Source organism: Legionella parisiensis, assembly GCF_001467945.1.
GTDB classification, from domain to species: domain Bacteria; phylum Pseudomonadota; class Gammaproteobacteria; order Legionellales; family Legionellaceae; genus Legionella; species Legionella parisiensis.
Window position 1 is genome coordinate 233,056 of record NZ_LNYQ01000012.1, and the last position, 17,169, is coordinate 250,224.

Sequence of the window (17,169 nt, forward strand, 5' to 3'; positions counted from 1 at the left end):
CCCAAACTAGATCTCTTATGATTTCATGATTGCAAAAAAATCGACGATCGTATCATTGATTTTTCTTAACGATTGGTTTTTTGACTTTAAATTCAGACAGGTATCTTCTTCCTTATTTCCTGCTTGAAGTTTTTGACAGATAAGTTCAAACATATGAACATCTATTTTTTTTAACTCCGGGAGACTTTGATTAATTCGCTCCAGGAAAAAGTTTTTTATATTTTTTCTTGACTCAAACAACCGTCTTTCAAGCCTGTCCATGAGTTCGCATAGCTCATTTTCTCGGCCACTACAGGTAATACGCATAAAACCATCATATTTTGACAAACCAAAATATGATAAAGGTGTAACCATCAAGTTATCTTCAAACAATAAATAATATGCAAGATCTTCGTCCGTTTCCACAAAGCCAGTTTTCTGCAAAACTCGCGCCGCATCTTTAGGTAGAGGTAAACCGAACATATCACTAAAATCTGCAAGCACATAAAAAGTAGCTTCTACAGTGTATAAAGGATCTGGCATTGCAGCACCCATATGTTTTAAGCGTGCGACAACATACCCTACTTTTTTCTCATAGAAGGTTGCTATATTATTTTTTTCTTCGACACCAAAATTCGCCATGGTTTGTGCATAAGCAGCTTGCGCTGAGCGCGGTGCATGAATGAAATAGCTTATATTTTTATTGAGCATTTCATTCATCAAACTTGATTCAAATACTAAAAGCACGGCCATTCGCTCCCCTGCTGCAGATAAAGCTTTGGTTGCTGAGCGTAAGACTATTACTCGCTCTTTTAGATCAGGAGCAATTTTTAAAAAAGAAGGCGTATCTGAAAAACTCATTTCGGTATAAGCTTCATCAAAAATGATATACAAGTTAGGGTATTGGCGCAAAACATCAGCAATTTTTATTAACTCTTCTTCATCAATAATATTTCCCAACGGATTTGATGGATTACAAATTAATATGGCTTTGGGCCAACCATGATCCACCTCAGCTAAAGTATAAGCCTCTTTAATACTCTCTTCCGTTGCTTGCGCCGTGAGTTTGTATCCAGGTTTGTCCATCACATAGATCGGATGTAAACAATGTAACGAATTGTTGGAATAGGCACTGTAATAAGGAAAAGGGGTAATGACTCGATATCCTGGCACCTCTTCAAAATGAGTGTTAAAGGTTTCAAATAATACGCGCAAAGCGCCAATACCACCCACAGTAAACAATATGTTTTCTGCTTTAATTTCTGTCTCATACCATCGTGACATCATGTCAGCCATTAATGCTCGTGGCGCATAGTCACCGCGAGGATCTCCATAATCAATGGCAATATCCTCTTCAACCTGATGTGGATCTACTTTCCATTTTTTGGTTAGATCATCTAATTTTTGCCAATATGAAAGATACGAAGCAATAGTATTTGAATTAATAGGATAAGTTGGTTTTCCAAGGCCTGCAAATATCAATTTCTTTGTTTCAGCTAAGCCTTGTGCTTGAATTTCATCCCTTAGAGTATTGGCCCATAATGCTAACAGCATCACTTTTTCGATTTTTTTAGCGCAATGTCCATCAGGAGTTAACATGGTATTATCAAATACTCAATTTCACACATTATAACAGAATGCAAATAAAACATGACATCAATTATAAGTACAACTAATTCAATAAAAATCACATATATCTGTCTAAGGTAACTCTAATCTTGGTCTTTGGCCTGACATTTTATGTTTCGACCTCATATACTTCATATATGTCAGGCTTAAGCGTCCGAAAATCTGACCATTTGAGCTCAATTTAGCGAAATGTGAACAGACCCTATGCTATGCTTAAAAATAAAAGGGGCTTTTCTTTAGTTTTTATGCCTATGGACACAATTGACCAGGCCTTAAAATACAGGATAATTCATGTTCATTAGATTTAGGCTTTCACAGCATACTCTAAATCAAGAATTTTAATTTATTATGGAAAAAAATGGCAAAAAATGAAACTTCCAACACAGCGAATTTGATAGCCGATTTAGAAAAAACAATTAATACATTACAAAATAAAATAAATCAGCTGGAAGACCAATATGCCCAATTAAAAAATCTGCTTGATGTCTTGCCTGGAGATGTCTATTGGAAGGATCTAAAGGGTATTTGGTCCGGAATTAATCAACGATGTGTTCAAAGTCTTCATCATATGAAATTTATTAATAAATGTGATGAAAGCGAAGTTCTTGGTAAAACAGATTATGAACTATTTGGTAAGAAAACGGCTGATGTATATCGAGCTAATGACCTTGAAGTGATTGAAAAGAACGTTGAATTATCACGCGAGGAAATAACTCTTTTGCCATCAGGAGAGGAAGTGGTTTTGCTATCAACTAAAAGACCTTTGTTGGATAAATCAGGGAAAGTTATTGGTATTCTTGGTAATACCATTAATATTACTTATCTAAAAAATGTTGAATCCGAACTCAAAGAAGCGAAAGAAAAAGCAGAGGCAGCGAACCGCGCCAAAGATGAATTCATCCGTAATATGAGCCATGACATTCGTACCCCTTTAAGTGGGATTATCGGCATGTCCAGCATCCTCGAACGAGAAGTTCAAAATAGCCAGGAAAAAGAATACGCTCATATGATCAATATAAGCGGGGAGCAACTCTTGGCATTGCTTAACGGGGTGCTCGATATTATTGCTGCCGGAAGTCAACAAGAAAATATTTTCAATGAAACAGTCGGTAATGTCCATGATTTGATTCGCAGTATTGCCGATCTGGAGCTTCCTACCATCGCTTTGAAAAAATTGGATTTATTCATCAGTATTGACGGCAATACCCCTGAATGGATAACTACAGATATCGTAAAACTTCATAGAATTTTATTAAACCTTTTAGGTAATGCCGTTAAATTTACCGAAAAAGGATTTATTGAAATTGGAGTTAGGCCCAAAGCGGATCACCATGAAAAAATGTTTCTGGAGTTTTTTGTCAAAGATAGCGGTCCTGGAATTAAACCTAAGGATAAAGACAAAATCTTCAAACGCTTTTACCGGGCAACCCCTTCACATCAAGGGATTTATACAGGTCATGGTGTGGGATTGCATATTGTGAAGCGTTATACCCAAGTTTTGAAGGGAAAGATACGCGTTGACTCTACAATACATGCAGGGACTACATTTACGCTAACCATTCCGGTTGTTTGTGGAGAAAAACCTGTAGACCACCAAGCATCAACATCTCTCCCTCCTGAGACACTGATCTTAGAAAAAACAAATGATTCACCTCTTGTGCTCCTTATTGAAGATAATGCAATCGCCTTAAAGATGATTGAAAATCTTTTACAACAACTGGGCATCCGATTTTTATCCGCCGCAACAGGTACTCGAGCACTGGAATTGTTTCAATCGCATACCTTCGATTGGGTCTTGAGCGATATTGGTCTACCTGATACCACAGGGATACAATTAGCAAAACAATTCCGTCATTATGAACAAAGCAAGAATCTCGCACCCACCCCCATCATTTGCTTAACAGCCCATGCAGTACCTGATGTTGAACGTGAATGTGTAGAGGCTGGTATAAATCAAATACTCACCAAACCTCTTCGTAGCACTATGCTACAGGCATTGCTGGCTCGTTACAGCACCGCTAAACTACAAATCCACGATGTACCTGCCGCAAAGGTTGAGTCACCACTCCCATTTAATGAATATCCATTATTCGACAGTACTCATGGAATCAATAATCTGGGATCGGAAAAAACACTTAAAAAAATGCTGCATCTCTTTATTGAAGAAAATACTAAAGATTTAATAAAAACTGCTCAGGCATGGGAAAAACAAGATCTGATTGAAATCCATAAGCTAACACATAAAATGAAAAGCAGCGCGCTTTATTGCGGAACTCTTCGCATGCGCCAGGCTTGTGAAGCATTAGAAAAACATTTTCAAAATAATCCAGAACGATACCCTACGGCACTTTACCATCAACTTCTCCAGGTTCATCAAGAAACCGTAGTTGCGTTGCAGAATTGGCTTCAACAATAAGCCAATGAATTCAACGTCAATATATACGGTTAACACCTCCATTTCTTGGAGATAAAACTGCTCTTTTCCCAGTTATTTATATACGACCTTGCTGAAAACCGAAGCTGGATTCTGCATATAAAATATGAGCGATCCCCACAGAGTAAATTTCAGCCGAGTCTGAATTTCCTGTTATTCTTTCTATATCCAAGCTTGATTAAAATTTGACCCTACATATACCTTCTTAATATTGATTTAATATTGATCAATATATATAATATCGAGCATCAATGCACTTAAAAATCTCAATTTTCATATAAAAATACAAACTAAATTAAGAGTAATATGCCAGGCTATCTTCCAACTAATGACTTAACCTTTCCCTGCTTATTTCGGGAAAATAAAAAATCGCTTGAGCCTATTTGTGCTTCAAAAATAAGCTATGTCTTGGAAAGACATAAAAATGTAGTTATTGTGCGTACCCCTATACATGTTGAGTCATTTAAAACTTTTTTTGAAGATCTTAAAGAAAGAATAGATTTATCTCAAATGCATGTTGTCCTTGGAGTCGTAGGTCAAGGGGTCTCTAATGACCATATTGTCACCATGCATCTTCCACCTGGAAAGCAACCGCATGTCTATGACTCAAAATACAGTAATCCCGAACGCTTTTTCTCGCTTCCCCGTACCAAAAACTCCTTAATAAACAAGATACGCAATGCATTGTATGCTCTAAATCCAAACTCAAATCAAACAATTAATTTAAAACATTTAGATTGTGAGCAAATTGAGTCTGCAACATATCACGCATTTGGCACTCAATCATTTTTTGATGATATTACTTATGCCTACCATACTAGGAGTATCATCAAAACCTTGGCGTCTTTTCTCAAGAAAGATATTAATCCGAGTCCTGAACAACTTTTAGATGCGTTAATAAATCCAGTAGCAAAATCAGCACAAATACTTAAAGAAAATGCACCTAATTTAATAAAAATTTCCTTTTTTTCCTTTTTGAAAAAGGCTTGGCACGATACCTTTTTGTCTCTTGCTCAAGAAGATGAAAAGGATACATATCATTTTGGACATTACTTTTTTGGGTGGCCTTCGAAACCAAACGCTTCTAAAATAGCCTATTTCCTAACCCTGAAATTTATTACTGCTCCATTAACCAATTTGCTGTCACTAATCACTGAGTTCCCGCTTAATTTTCTTAGTGAAACATGCTCCTTTTTTAAAAATAAAGTGCTCTCTTGGGCACCTACTCATGGAATAACTCAAAGCATACGTACTCTTTTGTTACTTTCGACCGAAGGATTGCAAGGCCTCTTTAAAGGCGCCTATTATCTGCTTCGAACCGTTACGTCACCGCTAGTCAGTTATAAAGCTGCCCGGAAAGTTCATCCTGCTTTAGGATATCTTAGTGCTTTAGCCTCTGTATGCATTATTGGGGCCGCAATTGCTGCTCTTGCGTTCTTTGCGCCGCCAATTTTTGCAGCGCTAATGCCTTCTATGGGGCCTGGGGCACTCTCTTTGCTTAGCACTTTGGCCTATCCTTTTGTTCAGCTATTTTCTTTAGTGAGTTTCTCGCTTCCAGCTGCTACAGGAGCAATGCTGTCTTTTGCTACAGGAGCATTATTTTTAGGAATCCTGCATCTGCTGGGCAGAAAAACAATTTATCCGGAAACCTCCCCCTCGGAAGATATGAATGAAATACCCCAACAAACCCTAACAGGAAGCAATGTAAGCAACCATTTAGGACGCTCCAGTATTTATGGCCTTGATAATCGATTTACAACCGAGGTTCCTTCCATTGAAGGAGAAAGTTATATATTCGACTCTCCTTTAGAAAAACGTCGTTCAAGCACTAAAGAAAAAACAGGTGATGACTTCAAACCTAATGATAATCAAGCTACCATAGACAAAATAATTTTCACATAAAACCGCCCCTTATATGAACATCCTTGATTCACTTATCTTCGAAGTAGATAATGCCTTGCGCACCTTATTCCCCCCTGCGCAGCGTACGAGTGCTCGCCCATCCCCTGCAGAATCACTCGCAGATACAGAACTGTCTACAAAAGAAAAAAAACATGCGGCCGGACTCATGCGTGTCAATCATGCAGGAGAGGTCTGTGCCCAAGCACTTTACCAAGGTCAGGCTTTAACGGCAGAGTTGACTCATATAAAAAAACAAATGAGTGATGCTGCGGCTGAAGAGACCGATCATTTAGCTTGGTGTGAAAGGCGCTTGGCGGAACTGGGTTCAAAGCCCAGCATATTGAATCCTTTATGGTATGGCGGGTCGATTATATTAGGAGCACTCGCTGGTTTGGCCGGTGACAAAGTCAGCTTGGGATTTGTTGCAGAAACTGAACGACAAGTCGCGCACCATTTGCATCGCCATTTAAAAAAATTACCAGCAAAAGATCAAAAATCACATGCAATTCTTATTAAAATGAAAGAAGATGAAGAACAACATGCAACTGCAGCTTTGAATGCTGGAGCTATAGAACTACCTTATCTTGTGAAACAATTAATGCGTGTTGTATCTAAATTAATGACTAAAAGTAGTTATTATGTATAGTAGTCTAATGAAACAAAGCGGAATCCAAAGTTGAGGTAACCCTCCTGAGTTCGCTACGCTTTGTGCAGACTATAAAATCATGGCACAAGGAACTATTGGTATGGACTCAGCCATTTCGTTTACACTTTTTGTTATCTTAGTTGCCTATATCTTTGACTTTATTAACGGTTTTCATGATGCAGCCAATTCAATAGCCACTATTGTCACTACTAAGGTTTTAACCCCAAAACAAGCAGTAGTGTGGGCGGCTTTTTTCAATTTCATCTCTTTCTTAGTATTCAATCTCACTGTTGCACACACCATTGGTAGCGGCCTGATTGATTCAGATATTGTCGATACGCATTTTATTTTAGCCGCATTGATTGGCGCTATATTTTGGAATCTTGCTACCTGGTATTACGGGCTTCCATCCAGTTCGTCACATGCACTGATTGGTGGATTAGCAGGTGCTGCAATCGCCAAAGGTGGCTTTTTATCGCTTAAAATTCCAGGTTTTGTCAAAGTGATTGGAGGAATATTTATATCGCCAGCTCTTGGATTGCTCATTGCGCTGCTTATTATTTATTTTTTTAATAAATTTTTACACAACGGAAGAAAAACTGAGTTCAAGCTATTTAAAATTTTCCAATTGTGTTCATCAGCATTGCTTAGCTTAACCCATGGCAGTAATGATGGACAAAAAACAATGGGTATTGTTTCTATAATATTGTTTTCCGCTGCATGGATAGAAGGCCCTTTTTATGTTCCATTTTGGGTGGTTATTTCATGCCAAGCAGCAATAAGTCTTGGAACCCTGGCAGGAGGATGGCGGATCGTCCATACTATGGGGACTAAAATAACGAAACTCGACCCAATGAAGGGGTCAGCTGCAGAAACGGGCGCTGCCGTTTCGCTTTTTATAGCAACTCAATGTGGTATTCCTATCTCAACCACCCATACTGTTACGGGTGCAATTACTGGGGTTGGTTTGATTAATGGAATTGCTGGACCGCATTGGCAGGTCATCAAGAAAATATTCTTTTCCTGGCTTATTACAATTCCTGCATCTGCAATAATTTCAGCTGCATTAGTACTAAGTCATATATAAGCAAGCAAGCAGAAAAAGCCTAAGCCAGACTATTTTTTGGCCAAAGCACTATTCCTATAGCTAAAAACAAAATAAATCACCATCCCAATGCCCATCCAAATAATAAAACGAAGGAGCGTAATCAGAGGCAAATGAATCATTAAATAAAAACAACTCGTCATCCCTAAAATAGGTACATAGGGCATGCCAGGAGTCCTAAACGGTCGATCCATCTGTGGCTGTTTATAATGTAAATAAATTACCCCAGCACAGACAATAAAAAAGGCGAATAAAGTACCGACATTCACTAGTTCAGCCAGAACATGTATTGGAGCGACGGCAGCCAGTGATGCCATTAAAATACCGCACAATAAAATAACTCGTATCGGTGTACGAGTATACCGATTTGTTTTGGAAAAAACCTTTGGTAATAAACCATCACGTGTCATTGCCAACATAACGCGTGTTAACGCATAAAATAATACCAGCATTACAGTAGTCAATCCTGCTACTGCTCCAACACTGATAAAGCTGGCTATTGTTTTATAACCTAAAACTAATAAAGCATGACTGATGGGGGATGCAACATTCAGAGTGCTGTAGTGTGCTATACCGGTCAATAACCCAGCAACGATAATATATATTATCGTACAGATAAATAATGAGCCTATTATTCCTATGGGTAAATCACGCTGTGGGTTGATAGCCTCTTCAGCAGCTGTAGAGACAGCATCAAATCCGATGTAAGCAAAAAATATTAATGAAGCTCCTTGAATTACACCACTCCAACCAAAAGGTAAAAATGGTGACCAGTTAGACGGGTCAACCTCCCTGGAGGCAACAACAATAAAAAGTAAAACGACCGCAAGCTTGATCATAACCATAATATTGTTTGCACGGGAACTTGATTTGACGCCCCAAATTAATAATGTCGTTAAAAAAGCAATAATCACACAAGCCAACAGATTAAAAACACCGCCATCCTGAGGACCATGTACCAGCACTGTTGGTATATTTATTTTTATAGCCTTGAGAAAATCATTCGCATAACTGCTCCAGCCTACAGATACTGCAGAAACAGCAATAGCATATTCCAACAATAAATCCCAACCAACAATCCATGCAATTAACTCTCCGAAACCAGCATATGCATAACCATAAGCACTTCCGCATCCTCCAATAGATGCAGCTAGTTCAGCATAAGATAACGCAGCGAATACACAAGCCAGTCCAGCTAACACGTAGGAAAAGACAACAGCAGGCCCCGCATCTATTGCAGCAACAACTCCTGTCAAAATAAAAACACCTGCTCCGATAATAGCTCCAATGCCTAAAAAAGTGAGATCAAAAGCGGTAAGACATTTAACGAGATGAGATTCGCTCTCAAATGATGTACTAATCTCTTTTTTACGAAACAAGTCCATGATATGCTCACAATTTTGAAACTTCATAGTTCTATTTACAAGCAAGAATGCTGCCAATCAACAATAGGAAAATAGATCACAAGTTCTATATTTTTTATAGTCTAGATCCCGCATAGGTTTAAAGTAAATGAAAAAAATAACCTTACGAATGATCATTATTGGTCTGTTAATACTGTTTTCTTTGAATAGCTACAGCAGTAGATTTCCTGCGGCAACTTCTTCATCTTTATCCAACAACGAAAAAAACTTAAGTTCTCCTGCAATCCCAACAGCACAAAACAATATGACAAAAAAGGATCTTCCTGTTTTTAAAACTGAAGAACCAAAAGGATGTAAATATTGGCTTCCCTTTTTTAGACCTTTTTGTCGCCATCTGCATCAAACGTGGACTGAAGGCGAAACCGAACTGTATCTCTCAGGTTATGCATGGCATAACCGTTTTACTTATTCTGCAAAACAAATTCGAGAAAAAAAATACAATGAACTCGCTTGGGGAGGTGGATTTGGCAAAGGTTTTTTTGATGAAAAAGGAAATTGGCACGGACTGTACGCGTTTGCGTTCCTCGACTCCCATCGCAACCTTGAGCCAACTGCTGGATATGCCTATTTGAAAGTCGCAAATTTGACTAAAAATTTTAAAGCAGGGCTAGGATTTTCTGTGTTGATTACGTCACGCCCTGATATCCTGCATAGTATTCCTTTTCCAGGAGCGGTCCCCTGGGCAGGCGTTTTCTATAAAAAGCTATCCCTGAAAGCGGCATACATTCCCGGATCATCAACTAATGGAAATGTGCTTTATCTTGTAGGAACATATGCTTTTGATAAATAGAGAGCATGTTCTGTACTGTGCTAATTGGCTTCGCTGCATCAATTAAACTCTATTAGAATCGCTCAGTCATCCCCTTATGACGAAAATGATGTTCGTACTCTTTTATCTCATAAAGTGATAGAGTGCGTTTGAACATAGTCCTGTTTATGATGGACTTCAAAACTGTGCTAATGGTGTAAGTGAGGCCACTCAGAATCTGATAGGCAAGATAGTAATAGCCTCATAAATTTTAGGAAGAACCATCAAGTTTACTTAACGTCTCCATTTGGAAAAACCAAAAAAATGATACAGAAAAATCAGATGAACTGGGTGTTCAGCATACTGATAGTAATTTGGAGCCGAAATAAATACTCTCATACCTGTTAAATGCGGATATCCTTAAGACTAAGTCCCAACTGTTTTTTTTAAGAGAATGTGCTATGGTTGTTTATAGAACCCCAATCAGAATATTTTTAAAATGAAACCGTTTATTGAACAAGCACAGTTTTATGCTGCATATCATCAAAATATCAAGACTCGTTATACACACATGGCGGGAGTTCCTCTTATAATTTTATCAGTAATGATTTTATTGGGTTTTATAAAAATAATTATGCCAGGTGTTTTTGCAACAAATCTTGCCTTTTTCGCTACTATAATTGCCTTAGCTTATTACTTCCGCCTAAATTGGCAACTCGCTTTGGCACTTACTCCAATTATGCTCATCCTGTTATTGATAGCAAATTGGTTTAGCCAAGATGGCCCGACAACATTAGGTGTTTGGGCATTTGTCATCTTTTTTATTATAGGCTGGGGATTACAATTTTATGGTCATTATCTGGAAGGTAAAAAACCAGCGTTCATGGACAACTTGGGCCAAGCGCTCATAGCTCCTTTGTTTCTTGTTGCAGAGCTATTTTTTATGGCCGGGCTCATGAACTCTTTGAAAGATCAGATATATGGGGTAGATAAAAATACTCTTTAGGATCTTGTCTCCATTTCGCTAACTTGAGTCAAAATGGTTTGTTTTTGGAGCATCGAAGCAAAGCATGCATGGAATACGTGAGCATTGGCAGACAAAATCAGGACCGTTTGACCAAGATAGTAAAAATGTAAACAGGCCTAGTCCTGATCATCGGAATAGATCGTTTTGCTCTCCAAATGAATTTTACGAAAAAACTGATGAATCAGGGGAGAAAGGATTATCACCATAATTGCAATAACTGCCAAACCGCTAAATAACGCATAACATCCAGCAAAAATCTTCCCGGAACTCGTAACCAGACTGGATGCTGGTCCCATGCCTGAAAGAATCATGGAAGCATTCATAAATGAATCAATCCAGGACATTTTCTCTAAATGATGATATCCCAACATACCTGTAAAAAGCGCCAACGCGGTTATTAAAATCCCCAAAAAAGCGTTACGCACCATATGCAGATATACATTTGCAGGATGCAATATATTTTTTTTCCTTTCTTGTTTTTTCATTCGTAACATCCTGTTACAGTTCCTGTTTCAAGTACTGGCAAATTGGGGCATCTTTATTTTAAAACAACGATGAATTTTTTGATTTCGTTTAAAATCCTGATCTATTGTTTGAGCGCTTATATCCTGCACCGAATATTTTTCTATAAGTTGAGGATCCAATTTAAACTGGCGAAAATTAGTAGAAAAATATAAAACGCCGTTTGGGTTTAGCAAACGCATAGCAGAGTTGACCAAGGATACATGATCGCGTTGAATATCCAAAGTATCCGTCATGCGCTTGGAGTTGGAAAAACTAGGTGGATCTAAAAAAATAACATCAAAATGATCGCGAGCCATTCTCATCCATTCACGGCAATCAGCCTGCACAAATTGGTGCTTCGATAAATCAAGATGATTTAACTTGAAATTCTCTTCTGCCCAATGCAAATAAGTATTGGAGAGATCGACATTAGTTGTTAATGCTCCAGCTAAAGCTGCATGAACGCTGGCACTGGCCGTATAACAAAAACAATTGAGAAATCGTGTTCCTGGATTTAATTTGGCAAAGCTTAAGCGCATTAATCGGTGATCCAAAAATAACCCAGTATCCAGATAATCATATAAATTAACTTTAAATTTAGCCTGCCCCTCTGTAACAATCATGGTTTTTCGACTTTGTCCTAGTTTTTGGTATTGCTCACTGCCTTTTTGTTGTTTGCGTTGCTTTACTACTAATTGATTGGCTTCCAACCCTAACGCCCTGGGAACAACTTGCATTACTTCCAAGCTACGTTTCTCTGCTTTATGCGCAGGAATACTTGCAGGAGCAGCATATTCTTGCAGTACAGCACAATCATTATATATATCTACGGCATATGCGTATTCAGGTAAATCTGCATCGTATATTCGATAACACGAAATATGATTCTTTTTCGCCCATTTCTGTAAGTGACGATAATTTTTTTCCAGTCGATTAAACAGCATCTGCGCACCTTCAGATAAGGTACTGCTCATGATGCCTTTAAGCTCATTCGTTACATGAATATCCAAACAATACAGTTTGCATTCCAATGCGCCGTTATATATGGTGTATTGCTTGCCGGCACGAAGTCCTAAGGCTTTGGCTAAAACAGGATTGGAGGTCAAAACTGCAGCCTGCCAGCCTTGATAATGTGCATGCAAAATTTTACCCAATTGCTGATAAAGTGGAACCAAATGCGTCGCCTCACTTAGGCGCTCACCATAAGGAGGATTACAGATAACTAATCCTTTTTTCGCTGGGGCTTTAACCTCATTTAATGTTTGGGTTTTAAAATCAACCAATGGCGTGACACCAGCACGTTCAGCGTTTTGGCGCGCTATAGCAATTATTTTGTTATCCGCGTCGGTACCCAATAAGGTCAGGGGCACAGTTTTAACTTGCTGCAGCGCATCTAGCCGTAGTTTTTCCCATAACGAAGATTGGTGTTGTGCCCAATATTGTAACGATTGATCCTGGCGCAATAAACCAGGAGCAATATGTGCTGCCATCATCGCTGCTTCAATAATTAAAGTACCCGCACCACAAAAGGGATCATGCAAAGCATATCCTTTAGCAGCTAATTCCGGCCATTTCGCACGCAGAAGCAGTGCGGCAGCAACATTTTCCTTTAAAGGAGCTGCACCTGCTTTATGACGATATCCCCTTTGATGCAAACTGTATCCAGTGAGATCAAAACTCACAGTTACCACATCGTTTTTCAAATAAGCATGAATCAGAATTTGTGGTTTTTCTTTATCTACTGAAGGGCGCGAATGATTTAATCGACGAAAATGATCAACTATTCCATCTTTAACAACCTGTGCACCAAACATCGTATTGCGAATGTGCTCAGAAAATCCATGAAATTCAATAGCAATCGTTTTATTGTGGGAAAATATAGTCTGCCAATGAAACTCTGTGCACAGTTGATGCAGCGCCTGCTCATTACCTGCATAACCACTAAAAAGAATTAACTGCACACGATTGGCTATTCGTGACCAAAGACATAATTTATAAACGGTCAGTAAATCAGCATCTCCATATACCCCTTGTGGATTGACACGCGTAACCGATAAACCTAAGGCTTTTAATTCATCTTCTAATAAATATTCAAGTCCGCGTGGGCAGCTTATAAATAGAGAATATTTCATTCTATAGATGACCTCAAATAGCGAAAAAGAGCTTTTGCAGCACCTGTATTTTTTTCTTTTTGTTGATCATCAACCGCTTTTTTTATTAATTGTCTTAAATGCTGCACATCTTCGGGCTGATACGCTTCAATAAATTCAGTTAATGCTTCTTTACCTTCGTTGAGCAAACGATCACGCCAATGCTCAACCTCATGAAATGACGCCGTTACAGATTTGTCTTCTTCAAGCAAACGCTCATAAGCTGCCAAAATTTCTTCATGATCAGCAGTACGCATTAACTTTCCGATTAATTGGGCTTGTCTTCTTTGCGCACCATGACTTTTAATGGACCTTGCATCGATAATTGCTTTGTACAGATTATCAGGAAGCGGTAGTAACTCAAGCTTAGACAAACTCAAGTGAATCAATTGTACGCCCATTTTTTGCAAAAAATCGGCATCCCGTTTTTTTTGTGATTTACTGACAGGTTCATCCATAGTATGTACTTTTTAACCTTAAAATTAGCTAATCATATTATATACTTTACACGCTCACAAAATGAGCGTGTAAAGTATAGACTATTATTCAGCTGCTACAAGGGAAACAGGTGTTGGGTTTTTTGCATAATGTTTTTTGGGTCTGGAGCGTAAATAGGAACGTCCGACCGTAAAAAAATTATAGGTCAGGATCAATAATAAAAGTAGGTGCAACCAGGTAATGGTTAGCTGCATAAAAATAGGGATGGTAATAAAAACACCTAAACAACCTGAAAGACTTAGAATCATGGTTTTCTTTAAAGGGATTTTATTATGTTTCAAGAATACAAATGTAGTTAATGGTTGCTGCATGGCTCCTGCGGTAGTCATAATTGGAAACGCCACTACAGGCGAAACATTCATCAAAAACAGTATGCCTTGTACCATAACAAATAAACCTATTCCCACTGAGGTTAAAGCACCGCAAACTACCATCGCTAAAAAGCCTATGATTAACTTCCATGAATGCAATTCAGTTAACTCACCACCAACAGGTAACAAACGGAATTGATGTGAAACTAAAAGCAGGATAATTAAAGCAAAACAGCAAACCATAGCTAAACGGATTGCCTGTTTACTCATATGACTTACAACAAAACCACCCAGTAGACCGCCAACACAAGTACCCATAACTAAGGTCAGGAGCGTGGTTAAATCAACATCAACCAATCCCATAAAAAACAACGATTCAATTGTTCCTGGGATCACTTGCGCTCCATTATTTACTGCGGGCATTTCGTCATCGCGGAATGTGCCCATCAATTTTGCCAAAGCCACATTAACAGCGAAACTTCCAACCCCCAAAGTATCTGCAATAAAAGCAATCATTCCACTTACACTTAATTTCAAGTATTGCATTAAAGACAGAGGATCGGCGGGCTGGCGAATGAGCTTGAAAACCATCACGGCTACACAAAGCAGGCTTAATACCAAAATGCATAGAGTAATAAAAAAGATGACCATTCGGCGACCAACCTAAATAAAAGAGTGAACTCAAATTAAAAAACCTGATTATTATATACTAATTCTGTTGACCGGCAAACAACATGTAGACCAAAAAAAATGCTTTATGAATTACCCGAAGACATAAATGAAACACATTAGACCTAAAATCTATTTGCCTAAAGCAAAATAGAGTGGTTATCGACCCCATGAATTACTATGTAATCGAAAGTGTTATGAAACCCAGGATGAGCGCTATGACCTTCCCGGGTAGAAGAAAGATATTTTAATTTACCTTACAACCAGTGGTCTTCACACCTACTTGACCAAAAACAGTCTGAACCATTTTCTGATCAACACGTATATCTTTTGCGGCATACAGTACACCACATGCACCTTGAGTAAAATTAGTGGTAGGTGTCCAGTATTTGCTGTTGGCAATAATCATTATCTGATAAGCCTTTTTAATGCCTATATTTTTCGCTAATAAATAAAATGCTTTATTAAATACCCCACTGGCCGTATGTACAATAAAACCTTGTCTTTCTTGAGGATTAGAAATATGTGCTTTTGCATAAGCAACCACTTCTGGATAACTAATCGCGCAATAGACCCCATGACTTTGAGCTAGATTTTTATCCAAACAATCAGCCGAACTTCCATCTGAAGAAGGAAAGTCCATAAAGCGTAACGCTTTACCAAAGGAATCACGAACAATCGTTTCACCAATACCCCAAGTTACAGTATTTGGCTCCAAGTAAAGTTTATTATAAAGCTGAGGAAATTTTTCCAAGAGATAAGCACGCGCTGCCTGGCCTGCCATATCGGATAAAGATTCATTGAGAGCGCCTGACTGATCATGGTATTCAAGTCCCGAATGCTGTTCAGTAAAACCATGTGTTACCTCATGACCCGCTACGTCAAGAGATACCAGGGGATAAAAATCCTCCCCATCGCCAAAAGACATAAATTGTCCATCCCAAAAAGCATTATCATAATGCTGGCCAAAATGTACGCGCATGACTAACTGCATTGGGGCACCATTAGTATGTTGCAGTGCATTGACCCCATACCATTCTTTATACATATCCACTATGGTCTGGCCAAAATAATAAGCATCATTAGTTGGTGAATATGCACCATTGATGTTTTCTTCTATATTTTTGCTACAAGGATATTCAAAAGGAGTAACCAAAAGATCATTCCAATCCCAGGCAGATTCCAGATTAACGAGCTTTACCTTGGCAATATCCATGATGCATTGGCTGCCATGTTGAGTTACTTCTAAAAAAGGCAGTCCATCTCTTCCATACCAGTATTCATGAACTTTTTCATTTCCACCCGGACCGCCATCCATAAAATTTTTTATGTTATTCCACTGCTTACTGATTTCACCACTTTGTGCATCTACAATAAAAAAGGGCCACACTGGCTTGTTATCATTTTGAGTGGTTTTAAATGAAACCTGATAAACCAATTTCAGTTCATTATTTTGATCTTCCCTAATTTGCAACTCACTCAATTCCTCATAGGTAGGCATTTGTGAATTAAAACGGAACCAAGATTTTTTGGCTAAATCAACAGCCTCCTTTGAGGTCAGTGCGGCCTTTGTATTTAGTTGGATGTCGCTAAGTAAATGTCCATTGACTTGTGCATCCTCTTTAGTAATCATAATTTGTGCGCCAACAACTGGGATTCCCCTATACGTTTGTTGGTATCTCAAGATTGTTTTTGAGTGTTCCTGGGTCTGATTCACTTGTTCTAATGCATTCTTTTCCGCAGATGGAGCCGCTGCACGGGCTCTTATGTTTGCTTGTTGTTTGAGTGAAAATTGGTTCAAACTGCTTAATGGCGCTTGATATAAATCCACCTCCGTTACAGCAAATGCATCATAAGTGACCAAAGAAAGAGTAACGCTGAGAAGTTTTTTTAACATAAAAATTACTCAAAAAATTTACACTGGCACCATGATGGCATGAAAATGGACAATCTACAAGTAAATTGCCCAGACAACTTTTCTTTTTTCATAAGATCATCCTATGATAAGACTCCAGTTCTTGCAAAAAAGATAAGGTCAGTAATATGGTTGCATCACTATGCGCTAGTTTAATTAAAAGGATGAATTTATGCGCCGCATGCAGCAACTACCATTATATTTTTTTCTTTTTTTTATTGTTCCTAT

General features: G+C 38.4%; 13 protein-coding genes. 6 read left to right on the top strand and 7 right to left on the bottom strand.

Going from position 1 to position 17,169, the window contains the following annotated elements; genetic code table 11:
* Nucleotides 1–15 precede the first annotated feature (15 nt).
* The gene (locus Lpar_RS03760; RefSeq protein ID WP_058516657.1) at nucleotides 16–1,578 is read right to left on the bottom strand and encodes a pyridoxal phosphate-dependent aminotransferase; all 1,563 of its coding nucleotides are present in this window, start codon (nucleotides 1,576–1,578) and stop codon (nucleotides 16–18) included.
* 388 nt (nucleotides 1,579–1,966) lie between these two features.
* On the opposite strand from Lpar_RS03760, the gene Lpar_RS03765 reads away from it, so the two are divergent.
* The 4 genes from Lpar_RS03765 (at nucleotide 1,967) to Lpar_RS03780 (ending at nucleotide 7,677) form a co-directional block, all read left to right on the top strand.
* Nucleotides 1,967–4,024, top strand: coding sequence for an ATP-binding protein (locus tag Lpar_RS03765; RefSeq protein WP_058516658.1), 2,058 nt, complete (start codon nucleotides 1,967–1,969; stop codon nucleotides 4,022–4,024).
* Nucleotides 4,025–4,348: 324 nt separating this feature from the next.
* Entirely contained in the window at nucleotides 4,349–5,944 is a 1,596-nt protein-coding gene (locus Lpar_RS03770; RefSeq protein WP_058516659.1) for a hypothetical protein, read from the top strand.
* A 13-nt stretch (nucleotides 5,945–5,957) separates the two neighbouring features.
* Nucleotides 5,958–6,590: a 2-polyprenyl-3-methyl-6-methoxy-1,4-benzoquinone monooxygenase gene (gene coq7 / locus Lpar_RS03775; protein WP_058516660.1), complete on the top strand. Its 633-nt coding sequence runs from the start codon at nucleotides 5,958–5,960 to the stop codon at nucleotides 6,588–6,590.
* A gap of 100 nt (nucleotides 6,591–6,690) precedes the next feature.
* Entirely contained in the window at nucleotides 6,691–7,677 is a 987-nt protein-coding gene (locus Lpar_RS03780; protein WP_058516661.1) for an inorganic phosphate transporter, read from the top strand.
* 29 nt (nucleotides 7,678–7,706) lie between these two features.
* On the opposite strand, the gene Lpar_RS03785 is transcribed toward Lpar_RS03780, so the two are convergent.
* Nucleotides 7,707–9,080 carry an amino acid permease gene (locus tag Lpar_RS03785; protein WP_058517066.1) on the bottom strand — a complete coding sequence of 458 codons (1,374 nt, stop codon included), beginning with the start codon at nucleotides 9,078–9,080 and terminating at the stop codon, nucleotides 7,707–7,709.
* A gap of 283 nt (nucleotides 9,081–9,363) precedes the next feature.
* On the opposite strand from Lpar_RS03785, the gene pagP reads away from it, so the two are divergent.
* Entirely contained in the window at nucleotides 9,364–9,909 is a 546-nt protein-coding gene (pagP, locus tag Lpar_RS03790) for a lipid IV(A) palmitoyltransferase PagP (RefSeq protein WP_420324251.1), read from the top strand.
* A 457-nt stretch (nucleotides 9,910–10,366) separates the two neighbouring features.
* A complete protein-coding gene (locus tag Lpar_RS03795; RefSeq protein ID WP_058516663.1) occupies nucleotides 10,367–10,873 on the top strand; it encodes an Mpo1 family 2-hydroxy fatty acid dioxygenase in 507 nt (168 codons plus the stop codon).
* A 137-nt stretch (nucleotides 10,874–11,010) separates the two neighbouring features.
* Here the strand turns inward: Lpar_RS03795 and Lpar_RS03800 are convergent, their stop codons facing one another.
* From Lpar_RS03800 to Lpar_RS03820, 5 genes are all read right to left on the bottom strand, one after another.
* Nucleotides 11,011–11,379: a hypothetical protein gene (locus Lpar_RS03800; protein ID WP_058516664.1), complete on the bottom strand. Its 369-nt coding sequence runs from the start codon at nucleotides 11,377–11,379 to the stop codon at nucleotides 11,011–11,013.
* Between the two features lie 27 nt (nucleotides 11,380–11,406).
* Nucleotides 11,407–13,530: a bifunctional 23S rRNA (guanine(2069)-N(7))-methyltransferase RlmK/23S rRNA (guanine(2445)-N(2))-methyltransferase RlmL gene (gene rlmKL / locus Lpar_RS03805; protein WP_058516665.1), complete on the bottom strand. Its 2,124-nt coding sequence runs from the start codon at nucleotides 13,528–13,530 to the stop codon at nucleotides 11,407–11,409.
* Complete coding sequence (gene yjgA, locus Lpar_RS03810) at nucleotides 13,527–14,006, bottom strand: ribosome biogenesis factor YjgA (protein ID WP_058516666.1); 480 nt, start codon at nucleotides 14,004–14,006, stop codon at nucleotides 13,527–13,529. Before yjgA ends, rlmKL begins: the two co-directional genes overlap by 4 nt.
* A gap of 84 nt (nucleotides 14,007–14,090) precedes the next feature.
* Nucleotides 14,091–15,008 carry a sulfite exporter TauE/SafE family protein gene (locus tag Lpar_RS03815; protein ID WP_058516667.1) on the bottom strand — a complete coding sequence of 306 codons (918 nt, stop codon included), beginning with the start codon at nucleotides 15,006–15,008 and terminating at the stop codon, nucleotides 14,091–14,093.
* Nucleotides 15,009–15,273: 265 nt separating this feature from the next.
* Entirely contained in the window at nucleotides 15,274–16,923 is a 1,650-nt protein-coding gene (locus tag Lpar_RS03820; protein WP_058516668.1) for a M4 family metallopeptidase, read from the bottom strand.
* Nucleotides 16,924–17,169: the final 246 nt, after the last annotated feature.

Coding starts and splice junctions, on each gene's coding strand:
- Lpar_RS03760 (WP_058516657.1), bottom strand. CDS start 1,578: ATGTTAACTCCTGATGGACATTGCGCTAAAAAAATCGAAAAAGTGATG.
- Lpar_RS03765 (WP_058516658.1), top strand. CDS start 1,967: ATGGCAAAAAATGAAACTTCCAACACAGCGAATTTGATAGCCGATTTA.
- Lpar_RS03770 (WP_058516659.1), top strand. CDS start 4,349: ATGCCAGGCTATCTTCCAACTAATGACTTAACCTTTCCCTGCTTATTT.
- coq7 (WP_058516660.1), top strand. CDS start 5,958: ATGAACATCCTTGATTCACTTATCTTCGAAGTAGATAATGCCTTGCGC.
- Lpar_RS03780 (WP_058516661.1), top strand. CDS start 6,691: ATGGACTCAGCCATTTCGTTTACACTTTTTGTTATCTTAGTTGCCTAT.
- Lpar_RS03785 (WP_058517066.1), bottom strand. CDS start 9,080: ATGGACTTGTTTCGTAAAAAAGAGATTAGTACATCATTTGAGAGCGAA.
- pagP (WP_420324251.1), top strand. CDS start 9,364: ATGACAAAAAAGGATCTTCCTGTTTTTAAAACTGAAGAACCAAAAGGA.
- Lpar_RS03795 (WP_058516663.1), top strand. CDS start 10,367: ATGAAACCGTTTATTGAACAAGCACAGTTTTATGCTGCATATCATCAA.
- Lpar_RS03800 (WP_058516664.1), bottom strand. CDS start 11,379: ATGAAAAAACAAGAAAGGAAAAAAAATATATTGCATCCTGCAAATGTA.
- rlmKL (WP_058516665.1), bottom strand. CDS start 13,530: ATGAAATATTCTCTATTTATAAGCTGCCCACGCGGACTTGAATATTTA.
- yjgA (WP_058516666.1), bottom strand. CDS start 14,006: ATGGATGAACCTGTCAGTAAATCACAAAAAAAACGGGATGCCGATTTT.
- Lpar_RS03815 (WP_058516667.1), bottom strand. CDS start 15,008: ATGGTCATCTTTTTTATTACTCTATGCATTTTGGTATTAAGCCTGCTT.
- Lpar_RS03820 (WP_058516668.1), bottom strand. CDS start 16,923: ATGTTAAAAAAACTTCTCAGCGTTACTCTTTCTTTGGTCACTTATGAT.